16 protein-coding genes are annotated in these 15,577 nt (G+C 47.1%); 12 read left to right on the top strand and 4 right to left on the bottom strand.

All coding sequences use genetic code 11. The features are described from left to right. From H8744_RS08905 to H8744_RS08875, 7 genes are all read left to right on the top strand, one after another. Window positions 1-891 carry a FecR family protein gene (locus H8744_RS08905; RefSeq protein ID WP_262434498.1) on the top strand — a complete coding sequence of 297 codons (891 nt, stop codon included), beginning with the start codon at window positions 1-3 and terminating at the stop codon, window positions 889-891. Beyond that, complete coding sequence (locus H8744_RS08900) at window positions 888-3,614, top strand: TonB-dependent receptor domain-containing protein (RefSeq protein WP_262434497.1); 2,727 nt, start codon at window positions 888-890, stop codon at window positions 3,612-3,614. Before H8744_RS08905 ends, H8744_RS08900 begins: the two co-directional genes overlap by 4 nt. 5 nt (window positions 3,615-3,619) lie before the next feature. After that, window positions 3,620-4,651, top strand: coding sequence for a DUF4249 domain-containing protein (locus tag H8744_RS08895; protein WP_262434496.1), 1,032 nt, complete (start codon window positions 3,620-3,622; stop codon window positions 4,649-4,651). Between the two features lie 33 nt (window positions 4,652-4,684). Then, a complete protein-coding gene (locus H8744_RS08890) occupies window positions 4,685-5,431 on the top strand; it encodes a hypothetical protein (RefSeq protein ID WP_262434495.1) in 747 nt (248 codons plus the stop codon). A 37-nt stretch (window positions 5,432-5,468) separates the two neighbouring features. Continuing rightward, window positions 5,469-5,807, top strand: coding sequence for a LysO family transporter (locus H8744_RS08885; RefSeq protein WP_262434494.1), 339 nt, complete (start codon window positions 5,469-5,471; stop codon window positions 5,805-5,807). After that, window positions 5,804-6,406 (top strand): LysO family transporter, encoded by a 603-nt coding sequence (locus H8744_RS08880; protein ID WP_262434493.1) that lies wholly within the window; start codon window positions 5,804-5,806, stop codon window positions 6,404-6,406. Before H8744_RS08885 ends, H8744_RS08880 begins: the two co-directional genes overlap by 4 nt. A gap of 248 nt (window positions 6,407-6,654) precedes the next feature. After that, a complete protein-coding gene (locus H8744_RS08875; RefSeq protein ID WP_262434492.1) occupies window positions 6,655-7,011 on the top strand; it encodes a hypothetical protein in 357 nt (118 codons plus the stop codon). A gap of 75 nt (window positions 7,012-7,086) precedes the next feature. Here H8744_RS08875 and H8744_RS08870 read toward each other — a convergent pair whose 3' ends face one another. Beyond that, on the bottom strand, window positions 7,087-8,139 hold the full coding sequence (locus H8744_RS08870) for a DUF2027 domain-containing protein (protein ID WP_262434491.1): 1,053 nt from the start codon (window positions 8,137-8,139) through the stop codon (window positions 7,087-7,089). Window positions 8,140-8,221: 82 nt separating this feature from the next. Between H8744_RS08870 and H8744_RS08865 the strand changes: the two genes are divergently transcribed. Both H8744_RS08865 and H8744_RS08860 read left to right on the top strand, forming a co-directional pair. Further along, window positions 8,222-9,457, top strand: a complete 1,236-nt coding sequence (locus H8744_RS08865) for an S-adenosylmethionine:tRNA ribosyltransferase-isomerase (protein WP_262434490.1) — start codon at window positions 8,222-8,224, stop codon at window positions 9,455-9,457. 25 nt (window positions 9,458-9,482) lie between these two features. Further along, entirely contained in the window at window positions 9,483-10,007 is a 525-nt protein-coding gene (locus H8744_RS08860) for an NUDIX hydrolase (RefSeq protein ID WP_305067469.1), read from the top strand. Between the two features lie 6 nt (window positions 10,008-10,013). On the opposite strand, the gene H8744_RS08855 is transcribed toward H8744_RS08860, so the two are convergent. Next, window positions 10,014-10,556, bottom strand: coding sequence for a glutathione peroxidase (locus H8744_RS08855; protein WP_262434488.1), 543 nt, complete (start codon window positions 10,554-10,556; stop codon window positions 10,014-10,016). A gap of 198 nt (window positions 10,557-10,754) precedes the next feature. Next, window positions 10,755-11,297 carry a helix-turn-helix domain-containing protein gene (locus H8744_RS08850; RefSeq protein WP_262434487.1) on the bottom strand — a complete coding sequence of 181 codons (543 nt, stop codon included), beginning with the start codon at window positions 11,295-11,297 and terminating at the stop codon, window positions 10,755-10,757. Between the two features lie 351 nt (window positions 11,298-11,648). Between H8744_RS08850 and H8744_RS08845 the strand changes: the two genes are divergently transcribed. From H8744_RS08845 to H8744_RS08835, 3 genes are all read left to right on the top strand, one after another. After that, a complete protein-coding gene (locus H8744_RS08845; RefSeq protein ID WP_262434486.1) occupies window positions 11,649-12,650 on the top strand; it encodes a DUF7833 domain-containing protein in 1,002 nt (333 codons plus the stop codon). Between the two features lie 166 nt (window positions 12,651-12,816). Continuing rightward, window positions 12,817-13,188 (top strand): DUF6633 family protein, encoded by a 372-nt coding sequence (locus tag H8744_RS08840; protein WP_262434485.1) that lies wholly within the window; start codon window positions 12,817-12,819, stop codon window positions 13,186-13,188. Window positions 13,189-13,313: 125 nt separating this feature from the next. Further along, window positions 13,314-13,838, top strand: a complete 525-nt coding sequence (locus H8744_RS08835; protein WP_262434484.1) for a hypothetical protein — start codon at window positions 13,314-13,316, stop codon at window positions 13,836-13,838. 9 nt (window positions 13,839-13,847) lie between these two features. On the opposite strand, the gene H8744_RS08830 is transcribed toward H8744_RS08835, so the two are convergent. Next, window positions 13,848-15,413: an ATP-binding protein gene (locus H8744_RS08830; RefSeq protein ID WP_262434483.1), complete on the bottom strand. Its 1,566-nt coding sequence runs from the start codon at window positions 15,411-15,413 to the stop codon at window positions 13,848-13,850. Window positions 15,414-15,577 lie beyond the last annotated feature (164 nt).

Here is a 15,577-nt window from a genome sequence, read left to right as displayed (position 1 = left end):
ATGAAATATACAGAAACGGAAGCTGAGAAAATACTCGAAAGACTCGTAGCCTCTACCCGTTCGCCCAAAGGACGGTTTTCGGCAAAAGAAAGCTATAAATTGCTGGAACGGCGCTTGCCCGTCCGGAAGACTCACCTGTTCAGAATCCGGACCTTCCGGACAATAGCAGCAGCGGCAGCCATCGCATTGCTCTGCGTGATGAGTTGGGCGGCTTATGAATACGTGCTTCCGGTGGGCGTGCAGACTGTCAGCACACTTGCCGACTGCCGAACCATAGAACTGCCGGACGGGACACAGGTTACACTGAACCATTTCTCTTCCCTCACCTACCCGAAACGTTTCCGCGGCACCTACCGGAAAGTAGTTCTTGGTGGGGAAGGATATTTCGAAGTAAGCAAGGACAAAAAACATCCGTTCGTTGTAGAAGCCGGAGAAGTGAACGTCCAAGTGCTGGGCACCCACTTCAACATCGAAGCTTATACAAACAACCCGGATATAAAAACAACCCTTTTCGAAGGTTCCGTAGCTGTAAGCATTGACGGGGGATCGGAGCGTCTCGTACTCCGACCCAACGAAAGTGCCATATATAATAAGGTGGAGAAAGACCTCACACTGAAAACAGTAGAAAATGCCTCGGAAGAGATTGCCTGGCAAAAAGGCGCGTTCATTTTCAACAAGCTTCCCTTGGAAGAGATTGCACGGGAATTGAGCAACTCATTCGGGGTGGAAATCGATATAGATGACGCGGCACTCCGCGATTATCATCTCACAGCACGCTTCGACCAGGAAGAGACATTGGAAGACATCCTAAGCTTACTGCAAACAGGAAGAGGTTTCACCTTCAGACCCATCAGTAAAAACAAGATTATCATAACTAAAGATTCACAATGACTAAACACTATATAACCGGTCTGCACATCAGAACACTGATTCTGATGTGGGGACTCCTCCTTGCCCTACAAACAGCGCACGCACAAAAAGCGGAAGCGAGACTCTCGTTCAGCATACGCAACGCTACCCTCGAAGAGTTTGTCAAACGCTTGGAGAACTCCACTGGATTCTCCTTCATTTATGGCGAAGAGGTAAAAATCAACCGTCGCATCACACTCAACGTGGAACAAAAGACATTAAAAGAGATACTCAACCTGGCCTTCGCCAACGAGCCGGTCAGTTACCAGATCTCCGGGAAACATATCCTCCTTCAGAAGAAGAAGCAGAAACCTGCCAGCCGCAAATTCACCATCAGCGGGTATGTGACAGACGAGGCATCTTCCGAAACACTGATTGGCGCAAACATCCTCGAAAGCCGGCAACGACAGGGAACTACGACTAATCCGTACGGTTTTTACAGCCTCACGTTACCTGAAGGAGAAACCGAACTGGCTTTCTCTTACCTGGGATATGAGACACAGCGGTACAACATCGCATTGGAAAAGGACACCTTGATCAACATCCGCATGAGAGACAATAATCAACTGGAGGAAGTCGTCATCGTCTCCAACAAAACAGAGGCTGGCGTGACAGCCACACAGATGGGAGCAATAGAAATCCCGATGGCCCAAATCAAAAACACTCCCAGCATATTGGGGGAAGCCGATGTCATGAAAACCATTCAACTCATGCCGGGCGTACAGGCGGGTGTGGAAGGTTCCGCCGGGCTTTACGTTCGCGGAGGAGGCCCGGATCAGAACCTTATTCTTCTGGATGGCGTGCCTGTTTATAATGTCGACCACCTGTTCGGTTTTTTTTCCGTCTTCACTCCCGAAGCAGTGAAAAAGGTTACTCTCTTCAAAAGTTCATTCCCGGCACGCTTCGGTGGACGGCTCTCGTCGGTAGTGGACGTCCGTACCAACGACGGAGATATGAAGAAATACCACGGCACACTCAGCGTCGGCCTTCTGGCAAGCAAGATTCAACTGGAAGGGCCGATCATAAAAGACAGGACATCCTTCAACATCTCCGGGAGGCGCTCTTACCTCGATTTAATCGCCAAACCTTTCATGCCCAAAGACGATAAGACGAGTTACTACTTTTATGACATCAACGCCAAAATCAACCACAAATTCTCCGACCGCAGCCGTCTGTTCCTGAACTTTTATAACGGAAAAGACCACTATGCTTATAAATACAAATCGGACTTTACTTATCATAGCGGAGCCGACCCAAACATTTCGGAAGTCAACAACTTCAATGAAGACCAACTATCGCTCGACTGGGGCAATACCATCGTTTCCGGACGCTGGAACTACATCTTCAACCAAAAACTATTCTGCAATACGACCGTAGCTTACAACAAATACCAGATGAACACCCGGTCGAACACATTTGCCCGCACCACACAATCCGGAACTTCCAGCGAAAACAATTACCAGTCCCACTATTTCTCCGGCATCCGCGACTGGAGCTATCAGATGGATTTCGACTACAGTCCCGTCCCTACTCACGACATCAAATTCGGGCTGAGTTACCAACGCCACAACTTTCATCCCGAAGTGTCCACATCCAAAATCCAAGAGAAAGAGGGAGGCAAACTGGAAAAGGACACTCTCTATAACAGCATTTCGAACAGTGCCGTACGGGCACATGAGTTTTCTGCTTACATAGAAGACAACTTTGAATGGGGTTCCCGCCTGAGAATAAATATCGGGGCACATCTCTCCATGTTCAATGTCCAAAAGAAAAGCTATTTCTCCGTACAACCCCGCATATCAGCTCGCTACCAGCTAAACGGCAACGTGGCATTCAAGGCATCTTATACCAAGATGAGCCAATACATACACTTGCTTTCATCGACTCCCATCGCCATGCCTACCGACTTGTGGGTTCCCGTGACCAGTGAGATAAAGCCGATGCAGGCACACCAATATTCGATAGGAAGCTATTACACAGGCATCCGTGGATGGGAATTCTCCGTGGAAGCCTATTATAAAGACATGCGCAACGTGGTCGAATACAAAGACGGAGTCAGCTTCTTCGGCTCCTCCTCCGGTTGGGAGAAGAAAGTCGAGATGGGAAAAGGCAGGTCGATGGGAATAGAATTCATGCTACAGAGGACAATTGGAAAGACTACCGGATGGTTGTCGTACACGCTCGCAAAAAGCGACCGCCAGTTTGCCAAAGGAAGCATCAACCAAGGAGTGCGATTTCCCTATAAATATGATCGTCGCCACAACATCAACCTTGTAGTCAATCATAAGTTCAACAACCGCATCGACATAGGCGCGTCATGGATGTTCGCTACCGGAGGGACGAGTACCATCCCCGAGGAAGTAACCGGAGCTTTACGTCCGGGCGAAGACTATGTGCGCCAAGAAGACTATATCGAACACCGCAACAACTTCCGCCTGCCTCCCAGCCACCGGTTGAACATCGGAGTCAATTTCAATAAGAAAACCAAACACGGCATGCGTACCTGGAACATCAGCGTTTATAATGCCTACAACGCAATGAACCCCACATTAGTATATAGCAACGGTAATAGCGGTTACGGTGATTATGTCAAAAATCAGGAAGACGGAAATGTATATTACCGGTACACTCCCAGAAAACGTAAGATTACCAAACTAACGATATTACCCTGTATTCCATCCATTACTTACACATATAAATTCTAAGCCTTATGACAGCCAAATATATCTTCACTTCGATACTCGCCCTGCTACTCATTATTCTGTGTAGCAGTTGCGAAAACGAAATCCCCTTCAACAAAGCCGCCAAGCCTCCCCGGCTCATCATGAACGCTTTTATCAACGCTGACAGCACAAATAACGTATTATTACTGAACCTGACAGGTTCGACCGTAATAAGTGACGTAACGGATGCAACCGTAGAAGTCCGGATCAACGATGCACTTGTAGAAAGCCCCCAACCAATCCCTTTCCCGACCGGTGATTTCAGAGATACCCAGAAACGCTTCCGCATCACCAGCAAGTTCAATCCTGGCGACAAAGTCCGCATCGATGCACGCACCGGAGACGGTGTACATCATGCATGGGCGGAAGTCACCGTCCCGCAACCACCGTTACCCATTACCCAAGTAGATACGGTGACTATTCCCGTCAACATATACGATAATTATTACGAAAACAAACTACGCTTCCGCATCACTTTTGCCGACCATCCCGGTGAGAAGAATTTTTATCGGCTGGTACTCGAACGCCGTGCATGCCTAGAAGCCACCTTGGATGGAAGAATCCCCAAAGACACATTGGTAATGAAGCAAAACTATAAAATAATCACTCGCGAAGATATGGTTCTGACAGACGGGCATCCTTCCATGTCCGACAATGACAACTCCATGTTCGACCAACCTCTCAACATCTATGGAATCTTCGATGACAGCCGTATATCCGGACAAACCTACACCATGACCGTCTATATGGATACCAACAATCTACCCTACCTTTTCTGGTCGCATACGTTAAAACGCGAATGGATGGATTGTTACGTGCGCTTGCTCAGCATCAGTGAGACCGATTACCAATACTTCAAAGCTCTCAACGTGATCGATTCCGATGCATATGATGCCACACTTATGGAACCCCTTACCTTCGCCAGCAACGTACATGGCGGGGTAGGCATCGTAAGCATCAGTACGGAGACAAGCGTCAAGCTCAATCTCTCGGACAAAGCGTACGATAGTTATCAATAATAGAAAGTCAAACAGAAAACGCCCTACAGTATCATGAAACCAGCATTATTGCTCTTCCTGTCCTGTCTCCTCTTCTGCTCCTGCCGCAGCAGCCGTAGCATGCAGAAAGAGATCAATCCGATAAAAGTGAGCCTGTTTTATGAGCTAACGTCCCCCGAATATCTGGGGAGCGTAAATAAAACAGTTTATCTGGATTTCATCGATTACTCCAATCTGGACTATTACACTACGGTTAAGAAAAAAGGTGCTTTTGCCGTTCCGCTCCTGTTATTCAATTACGAAAAGAACCGCTTCACCGTGCGGTTGGGCGAGAGTTCACTGACACAGACCTACCGCGAGTTCCTGACAGAAGCTTTGTTGTCCGAATGTAACAGCAGTACCAGTTTCAACCTGATCGATAACAGCAAAGGAGAAGCTCCGGATTCTGTGTATCACCTCGCAGTCAAGATCGTCTGCAATCAAACTCGGGGGAAAATCAATCTGATTGAAAGCAGCATGATCTGGTTTGATCCGGGATATATTGTCTTCCCCAATCATCGTGCCGGAATGGCAAACACCGACCTTTCCATCGTCCTGCGACTGACAAGAGGGGAAGATTGCCTACTGGACAAAACCTATCGCGTCAACCATTCGCAAGAAGGACCGCAGCACGGATTTGAAGATTCGGTACAAGCCAATGAAGCCTGTCTGAACACAATGGCGGAATGCCTGTCGCAAGCCACTAAAGAAATTGTTGAAAATATCAGCCGGGAAATCAACCTGGTACTGGCAAGCCCGTAAGAAAAGACTATCTTTGCCGGACAAAAACACAAAAGAGATGTTCACTATTATCGGAATCATGCTGACAGGTATGCTCACCGGCTATCTGTTACGAAATAAAAAGTTGTCATGGATACACCGGATCATCACCCTGCTGATATGGTTATTGCTTTTCCTGCTGGGCATTGATGTAGGTGGGAACCAAGCTATTATCCGAGGGCTTCACAGCATCGGACTGGAAGCATTCATCATCACATTGGCAGCCGTAGCCGGAAGCACATTGGCGGCATGGGTGCTGTGGTATTTCCTATATATAAGGAATAAAAAGGACAATGCTATAAATCCGGTGAGACATGACGATGCAAACGCAATGAATGGCAAGGAGGTGCAATCATGAAAGGCAGTCTCATCATCGTCTCTTTCTTCCTTTTGGGGACTCTTTGCGGATTGTACGATCTACTTCCACCCGGTTTTACGACCGATAACATGAGTTATTATGCGTTATGCGCCCTGATGTTCTCTGTAGGCATCAGCATCGGAAACGATCCGAACACGCTTAAAAGCTTCCGCTCGCTGAACCCACGTTTGGTATTACTGCCCGTCATGACCATACTGGGCACACTGTCCGGGTGTGCAGTCGTCAGTCTCTTCCTAGGTCATCGTTCGGCAGCAGATTGCATGGCGGTAGGTTCCGGTTTCGGTTATTATTCCCTCTCCAGCATATTCATCACCGAATATAAAGGAGCAGAACTGGGAACCATCGCTTTGCTGTCGAACATCATGCGTGAAATAATTGCGTTGCTGTGCGCACCGCTGCTCGTAAAGTACTTCGGACGGCTTGCCCCCATTTCCGTGGGAGGAGCGACAACGATGGATACCACCCTTCCGATCATTACCCGCTGCTCGGGACAGAAATTTGTGATCGTTTCCATCTTTCACGGTTTCATTGTGGATTTCAGTGTCCCCTTCCTAGTGACATTATTCTGTTCCATTTAGGCATTTCTATTACAAAAAGGTTACAAAAACTGTATTATACCGACCTTTTATAACATCATTTCTTGATATACATCAAGAAATGATGTTATAAAGCATACTTTATTGCCCAATTACTTTTATGTTCTAAAACATATTCCTATATTTGCATAGGTAAAAAGAAAGATTAAGCGCTTTAATCTACTTTCAATAGGTATTAGATTTAGTTTTCAGGATTAGTTTTTAGGAATAACAATTTAACAGTAGGTATTATGAAAAGAATAGGATTAACATTAGTGGCGGCACTCTGCCTGGCTGCTACTACTTTTGCAGCAGGCAATCAACCTACGGCTGCAAAATGGGAAGGTAAAATTAACGTCAATAAATTGGGCAAATATCTGAACTTGACTTCTGCACAGAGCGAAGAAGTATCCAACATCTGCGAGTATTTCACAGATCAGATGGGACGCGCTACCACAGCGAAGAAAAACAAGGAAAGCAAATTGCACAATGCCGTTTATGGAAACCTGAAATTAATGAAAAGAACGCTCACAGATGCACAGTATTCAAAATATGCTGCATTGTTGAATGTAACCCTTAAGAATAAAGGTATTGAATTGAGCAAGTAAATTGATTAATAGATAGATGTGGAAAGGGTGTCGGTAGTTTAACTGCCGGCACCCTTCTTTATCTCATCCCCCCAATTAACGGATCGTCACCAACGTAGCCCCGAAACCATATTCTTGAAAAGAGGCATCCTGATAACGGCAAGTGGCATATTTACGCTTCAACTCATCAAGCAACGCTTTGCGAAGCACCCCGTCACCTTTGCCATGGATGAAGACAATCTTCTGTTCACGCTTGCTCCGGTATTTCTCCATGACTTCACGGAACTTATCCAACTGGTAGTTCAATATCTCACCATTGCTCATCCCCTTAGTATCATCCAATAGCTCATTGATATGCAGATCGATCTCGATAATACCATTCGAGTTGCTACGCTTAACGATGGGCTGTGATTTAGGTTTGTCGGCATCCTTCTTCTGCAACAAAGCAACCTGTATGTCCTCGGCCGAAACATACACTTGTTTGGCAGGAACATCGTTGACCACGATGTCATAAATCAATGCCGGCTCCTCAAAGAAGTCCGATTCACGGAACGTATGCAATTTATAAAACTTCACCGTATCGATGCGTAACTCCACACTAACGGCAGGCTTCAGTGAAAAAGTCCGTCCGTCTTTAAAAGCAATGAACTGCACAGCCACCCGTTCCAGTTCATTGAGCGCATCCTTAGTAAAATCTTCCAGAAAGAACTTCATGTTAGGTTCGATCAGACCGTGGGAACGGTTCTTCCATGCCTTTCCCTCGGCACTAAGATAAGTGTAGTACAAATAGTAATTACTATCGTTCACCAGATAGGCTTCAAAAGGAGTACTGCTGATAGCCTTTACATCTTCGGGGATAAATGCCAGGAAAACATTCAAGGCATCTCCGCCACGCATCTCCGGCTGGCGTTGCACGGTAGGCATTTCCGGTTTCACAGGTTTCACCGGCTCTTCTACCTTTTTCGGAGAAGCCGACGGGCGTTTCACCATATTATAGTCATCCGTCTCGATAACCACACACTCGCGAACCTGCATCGGTATGTCAAATCCATCGGCATCCTCGACTAAAACGATCTCCTTTCCCTGAAATCCCTTCACGATTCCACCTCCCACTTCACTCAGAAAGCGGACTTTATCACCTATTTTCATCTTTACGTTTATAATTTAGCTGTTTACAATCTACAAATTAGGGCAAATATAGCTACTTTTGCGGTTGCAAAGAAAGAAAAAGATGAAAGAAAACCCAAAACATATCCGCATCAGTGAATACAACTATCCGCTACCGGAAGAACGTATCGCCAAATTCCCGTTGCCTGTACGCGACCAGTCCAAATTGCTTGTTTACCGCCATGGCGAAGTGGCGGAAGACCGCTTCACTTCCCTCCCCGAATATCTGCCGGAAGGTGGATTAATGATATTCAACAATACAAAAGTCATTCAAGCACGCCTGCATTTTCGCAAAGAGACCGGTGCGCTGATCGAAGTGTTTTGCCTGGAACCAGCCCAACCAAACGATTATGCTTTGAACTTCCAACAAACGGAGCATGCTGCGTGGCTTTGCATGGTGGGCAACCTGAAGAAGTGGAAAGAAGGGGCTTTGCGCAAGGAAATGACAATAAAAGGACATGCCCTCACATTGACCGCCACTCGCGGAGAATGCAGGGGTACCAGCCATTGGGTGGATTTCCACTGGAATAATCCGGAAGTGACATTCGCTGATATCCTGGAGGTATTCGGGGAACTTCCTATCCCTCCCTACTTGAACAGGGAGACTCAAGAGAGCGACAAGGAGACTTATCAAACGGTTTACTCGAAAATAAAGGGATCGGTCGCCGCACCTACCGCCGGACTTCATTTCACACCAAGAGTCTTGGACAAATTGCGCGACCATAAGATCGACCTGGAAGAATTGACCCTGCACGTGGGAGCAGGCACGTTCAAGCCTGTGAAAAGTGAAGAGATAGAAGGACACGAAATGCACACGGAGTATATATCGGTAGCACGAGGAACGATCGAGAAACTAATCGGGCACGACGCTTGCGCGATAGCCGTGGGCACTACATCGGTACGAACATTGGAAAGTTTATACCATATCGGAGTAACCTTGGGAAATCATCGGGATGCAACGGAAGAAGAATTACATGTCAGACAGTGGCAACCGTATGAAAGCAGCCCATCCGCTGAAAAGAAACCCATTTCTCCGGTGGCAGCCTTGCAAAACATACTGGATTATCTCGACAGACATCAAATGGAAACACTGCATACCAGCACGCAGATCATTATCGCCCCGGGATATGATTATAAGATTGTAAAGGCAATGGTAACTAACTTCCATCAACCACAGAGTACGTTGTTATTGCTGGTATCGGCTTTTGTCGACGGAGACTGGCGAACTATATACGATTATGCGCTCAACCATGATTTCCGCTTCTTGAGCTACGGAGACTCATCGCTGTTGATTCCATAACCTATGACAATAAAGAAGAACAATGATGCCGACAGACAACTATCAAGAGATGTTCCCCATTGTCGATGAGGAAGGAAATATCACCGGAGCAGCCACACGCGGAGAGTGCCATAGCGGCAGCAAACTATTGCATCCGGTAGTACACCTGCATGTGTTCAACAGTAAAGGAGAACTGTACCTGCAAAAACGCCCCGAATGGAAAGACATCCAGCCGGGACGGTGGGATACGGCTGTAGGCGGACACGTCGATCTGGGGGAAAGTGTGGAGATCGCCTTGAAGCGCGAAGTCCGCGAAGAACTCGGCATTACGGACTTTGTTCCGGAACGCCTGACAAATTATGTTTTCGAGTCGGCCCGCGAACGCGAACTGGTCTTTGTCTACAAAACCGTATACGATGGAGAAATCCTTCCCAGTGACGAGCTGGACGGTGGACGGTTCTGGACATTAGACGAAATCAAATCCCATCTCGGAAAAGATATATTCACTCCCAATTTTGAAGGAGAATTCCAACGGGTATCCTTCGACAAGTCGGCAACAACCGGCCGTTAGAGAGCATTATTTCTTTTCGATCCACCGGACAATCGTCTCAGAAAAAGGACTTTCCTTGGGAGGTACCATTCCTATCCATTGTCCATTCTCATCGATCATAAACTTCTGGAAATTCCATTGAACGGGAGCATCTTGCTTCCCGTTCTGCTTTTTCTCCGTCAGCCATTGGTAAAGCGGAGCCATATCTTCTCCTTTCACTGAAATCTTCGCCATCATCGGGAAAGTCACGTCATAATTCAACGTACAGAATTTGGCGATCTCTTCGTTGCTGCCCGGCTCCTGTCCCATAAAATTATTGGCAGGGAAACCGATAATGATAAAGCCGCTATCCTTATACTGGTCGTATAGTTCCTGCAACTCGGCATATTGCGGAGTAAGCCCGCATTTGGAGGCAACGTTGACAACGAGGACTTTATGTCCTTTCAATTGAGAAAGCTTATAAGGCTTTCCATCGATGGTGGTGACGGTGAAATCATAAAACGACTTACCCTGCGCACTAACGGCTACAGACATCACAAGAGCTAAGAAAAAAGATAAAATGACTTTCATGTTTTGTTTAATTATGCCCCCAGTGTCCCGATAGAAAATTCCATAAAGCCCATCGCGACACCAAAAGAGGCGAATGTTAGAACTAATACAATTAAAACAATCAACATCATCGGAAAGTTGCACCGATCCTCATTCGTACAACACCGCATTGCCTATTATACATCAAAGATTATTGCCAAGTCAAAGCCCGTGTCTCACCTACCTCCCTTCCTGCTGGTCAAGCCTATCGTGCAACCATTGCAGTTCGTGTTCCAGAGCGCCTAACTCACGATACAACCCTCTGATCTCCTTGTCTTTTTCCACCAATTGATTGCGTAAGAACCTGATCAACTCATCCCGACGATCCGGTTCCTGCAATCGCGACGACGACTCATCAGAAGGCACAACAGCCCTTCTGTTCATCCTCGGAGGGACTCCATATTTCGGAGAAGAAGCCCGATAAGCATAAGTCGGTTCACCAACCATATCCACTTCATCGGAGTTATCGTCCGATTCATCATCCGTTTCTCCGGAAAACCCTTCGGACACACCGCCATCGTCCAGACGAGTGTACAACAACTGATCTGCCGTCACGTCAAAAATACGTATCAATTTATGTATCACACCATAGTCGGGAGTAGTGGTACCTTTCTCATAATTAGAGATCGTATTCGCCTTCACTCCTAATTTTGCCGCTAAGTCCGATTGTTTCCAACCGCACCTTTTTCTTAAGTATATCAAGTTTCCCGATAAAAATATCATAATTCCCGATTTTTATTTGTTTATATCAAATATTATGGTTTGATTTGCAGTACGAAGCTGTTTGTCCATTCCGCAAAAATCAAGCATCGTGATACAGCGGCAAATATAAGTAATTAACCTTTGATACCCAATAGTATGACAAAGAAAAAGCAAGAAACACCGAAAATTTCCCTTCTGCCACCCCGAGGATGGAAGAAAAGAGTAGCAGAGATGGCAGGCGTAAGCCCCAAAAGCGTATACAACACTCTGAGCGGCCGCACCCTCGGCCCCACATCGCACCGCATCATCGAAGCCTACCTCATCGTATGCCGACAAGAATGTAAAACCCGACACATCAAATAAAATAACCCTATGGAAATAAGAAGATACCTCAACACACGCCTCTGGAGGGACTCCTGGTTCGAATCACTCAACGCCAACGAAAAGTTTGTCTACATCTACTTGCTCACAAACCCGTCCACCAACATGCTGGGAATATACAACCTCAGCATCCGCCGCATCGCGTACGACTGCAACCTCAACGAACAAACCACCCGCCGCTGTATCAAGAAACTTGAAGAAGCATTAAAAATCATATACTGCAAAGGATACATCATCATCCCCGACTGGATCAGCCAAAACGCCATGAACCCCTCCATGAAACAGTCGGCCATGAAAGATTTCGACAAACTGCCCGATGAAGTACGCAGTGAACTACCGCCACAGCTACTTTCGGCCATTCAAAAAATGAGACCTCGGACTGCACACGCTGTCCCCACCCTCTTCACCCAAACCCCGTCGGACACACCGGAAAAGGAAGAGGAAGAGTATCCGGAAAAGAAAGAAGAAAAAGCATACGAAAAGAATACAATACCTGAAGAGAAAGAGAAAACGGAAAAAGGAAACGGAGAAAAAGAATATGCACCGGAAGCAGAACGCAAAACAAGCACAACCTCACCCCTCCCCCACCGGAACTGCCACGAGGACATCCCCCAACCCTTGGAGAACACCTGCGCGCAAGCCATCGAAAGTCAGACATGGCTGGAAGCCCTCTGCATGAACCACCGGATCGATATCGCCCAACTGCACGAGTGGCTGGAACATTTCTGCCGCAAACTGCAAAACGAAGGAAACCTGCAAAAGTCAGTCCGCGACTTCCGCCAGCACTTCGCCAACTGGTTACATATCCAACTTGAAAATCAACGTAAACACCCGCAACACCATGAAAACCTTGCTACAGCAAACCGTGAAAACAGCCGACAGCGGAAACTTGACGCGATCGCTGCACTCCGGACGACCGTCGAATCAGATGCCCTCCAACGCCTCCGCGAACTTGAGATTGAAGGAACTTTACCACCGCTTCCCGAAACCTGAACAGTTCTTCATCGCCTACAATCCCGACCTGCAAGTCCGTCTGCTGGCGGACGGGTTCACCCCCGCCCTGCTCGCTGCACGCCCTGCCAACCCCACGCTGGCACTCCTGGGCGAACTGTATTCGCCAACCACTCCGCTGGAATGGCTAAAAATACAACTGGGCAGCTTGAACGACTTCACCGAGGTGCATACCAAACTCACCCCGGAGCAACTTCGGGAAACCTCCCGCCTCATCCTGGCTGCATGGCCGGGGCTGACGGCAGGAGAAATCTGCCTCTTCATAGCCCGCTTCAAGATTGGAGAATACGGCCAGTTCTACGGAGCCATCGACCCGATGAAAATCATGTCCGCCTTACACCGGTTTGCCGGAGAACGGGTACAAGAGGCGGAACGTTACGAACGCGAGAAAAGCAGAGACCGGAAAGTAGAGAAAGAGGCCAAAGGCATCACCTATGAGGCTTATCTCGAAGTGAAAAGACGGGCGGAGGCAGGAGACAACGAAGCACAGCAAATGCTCAAACGGCCATCACCGGAATAGGTTGCTGTTGGTCGGTGAGGAAGGGCTCACTCATCGGTGAGGAACAGGCCGTTGGTCGGTGAGGAACAGCCCCCTCATCGGTGATCAACAAAATGTTCATCGGTGACCAATATCCCCCTTCATCAGTGCCCTCCACCCCCATTCCTATTGAAGAGAATTACCATTACCAATTGAACTCAAAAAATAAATTTCATCCCGCCATGTTTTACTCCATCCGTTTTCAAATCAAGCCTTTTCTGGCAGAATACCTGTACGCCCGTTATGCCGGAAACATCGAAGAAGGAATATTGCACCTGCCTCCCCATAGTTATCTAGGGCGCAGCCTTCACGAACTCCTCTGTCCCCGTCCCTACAACGCCCCTGCACGCGAAACTGGCAACGTATGCCTACGCCTCACGTCACTCCACCGCGGGCCATCGCCTTCCACCTACAATTACCTCACGCAAGCCAATCGACGCATTTTCGAATCGCGCGCCCAGCACCTCCTGCACACCGAACTATTCGAACGCATGCTTACCGACCGTCATCGACGGGGAATCTCGTACATAGAATCCATTCGTTGCTTTCTTCTGAAATACCAGATAGACAGCATCAGCGAAGAAGGGCTGATGAAAGCGTTCTACCGATGGAGGAAAGGGCTTTCGGGCTGACAGGGCAGACTAAAGTTCCTCGACAATCCACTTTTCTATGCCGTGGGTCTCTTTACTGAAATTGACACCCACTTTAAAAAGCTTACGCTGCCTGTCATTCGCAAAGGGAGCAGCGTAATGCTTCTCGTCTATCTGACGCAGGGCTTCCTCAGCGGTACCATCCAATTTGAACTCCATGACATAGGTGAAATGATCGGTTTGCAATACCAAGTCCACACGCCCTTGGGAAGTGTGATATTCCACATGGGTATAGAAACCGAATATTCGAAAAATAATGAAAAGGATGTTTTGATAGTGACGTTCCATATCAAGCCCGGCTGCCAAATCGTAGGGAACGCCTGCAAAGAAAGCGGTGAGACGCCTGAAGAACGATTCATAATCGCCACTTTCTATTTCGCGGACAAACTTCAGGACATCGAAATCTGTTTTTTCCTCTGCCTTCCCGGCATAAAAAGGCAACAGGTATTTGATGAAACTTTCCTCCACCTCACGGTTTGGAAACCCAAGGCGATACATTGAGAACCGGCGATCGTATCCTTTTATCGTCAGATAACCACTTTGGTAAATCACCGGTATAGGGTCGGCACTCATGGAATCGATACTGTCCAACACGTTGGAAGTGGTCTCTTCATGAGCCATCCGGTATAAGTCGTAATGGTGCTTTTGCAACAATTCGACCAAAAAAGTCGGTGTGCCCGTCTGGAACCAATAATTATCGAACCGCATATTGAAGAAAGTGTTCAGCAAACTAAAAGGATTATAAAGCCCTGCTACGTCATACGTAAAATGATAGCCATCATAATCCTCCTTCAACTTTTGACAAGCTTCTTCGAAAGTCATCCTCTGCTCCTCGGCAAGTTTCCGAATATCAGGTTCAAAATCACGGTGCAATTCTTCCTCCGTAACACCACAAATGCTATGGAAACGGGCATTCATCGACAAATCGATGAGATTATTCAAGTCACTGAACACACTTACCTTACCGAATTTGGTGACTCCGGTCAGAAATCCCAGTTTAATGTATCCGTCCATCGTTTTGAGGACACCATAAAAAGATTTCAATGTACTACGGTAGTACTTCTGCAACTCTTCATCATCGATGCTTTGCAACATCGGTTTGTCATATTCGTCCACGAGAATGGCAACCCGGTGTCCCGATTGCTCATAGGCGCGCCGGATGACTCCGGCAAAACGCAAGGAGAAAGAACGTTCGGAAGGATTGGCACCATAAAGGCCCTCCCAGCCGTATAAGGCATTTTCAAGAATACGATCCAAGCTTTCGGGAGTATCGTATTTCTCGATGTTCAAATCCAGATGCAAGACGGGACGTTTCACCCAGTTCTTTTCAAGCTGTTCGATAGCCAATCCCTCGAACAACTCGCGCTTTCCATCGAAATAGGCATGTATGGTCGATAACAAAAGACTCTTGCCGAAACGGCGCGGACGGCTCAGGAAGTAATAACGTCCTTCGGATACTATCTTATAGATCAATTCCGTCTTATCTATATAATAATATCCGTCTTTACGAAGACTTTCAAAATTCTGTACACCTATGGGATAAATTTTATCGATCATATCATTCTTGCCTTAAATTAAACAATTAATTCACCTCTCCGCACATCAGACTGTATCCAACCGATGCCGATAACAAAGTTACAATTAATTCTCCACATGACCAACTATAACTTCATCGTAAACACAAGCCACAAAAGACGCAACCATGAAAGATATCTCCCTGC

It is taken from the genome of Jilunia laotingensis, from assembly GCF_014385165.1.
GTDB classification, from domain to species: Bacteria; Bacteroidota; Bacteroidia; order Bacteroidales; family Bacteroidaceae; genus Bacteroides; species Bacteroides laotingensis.
This window is presented reverse-complemented; position numbering and strand designations above follow the sequence as displayed.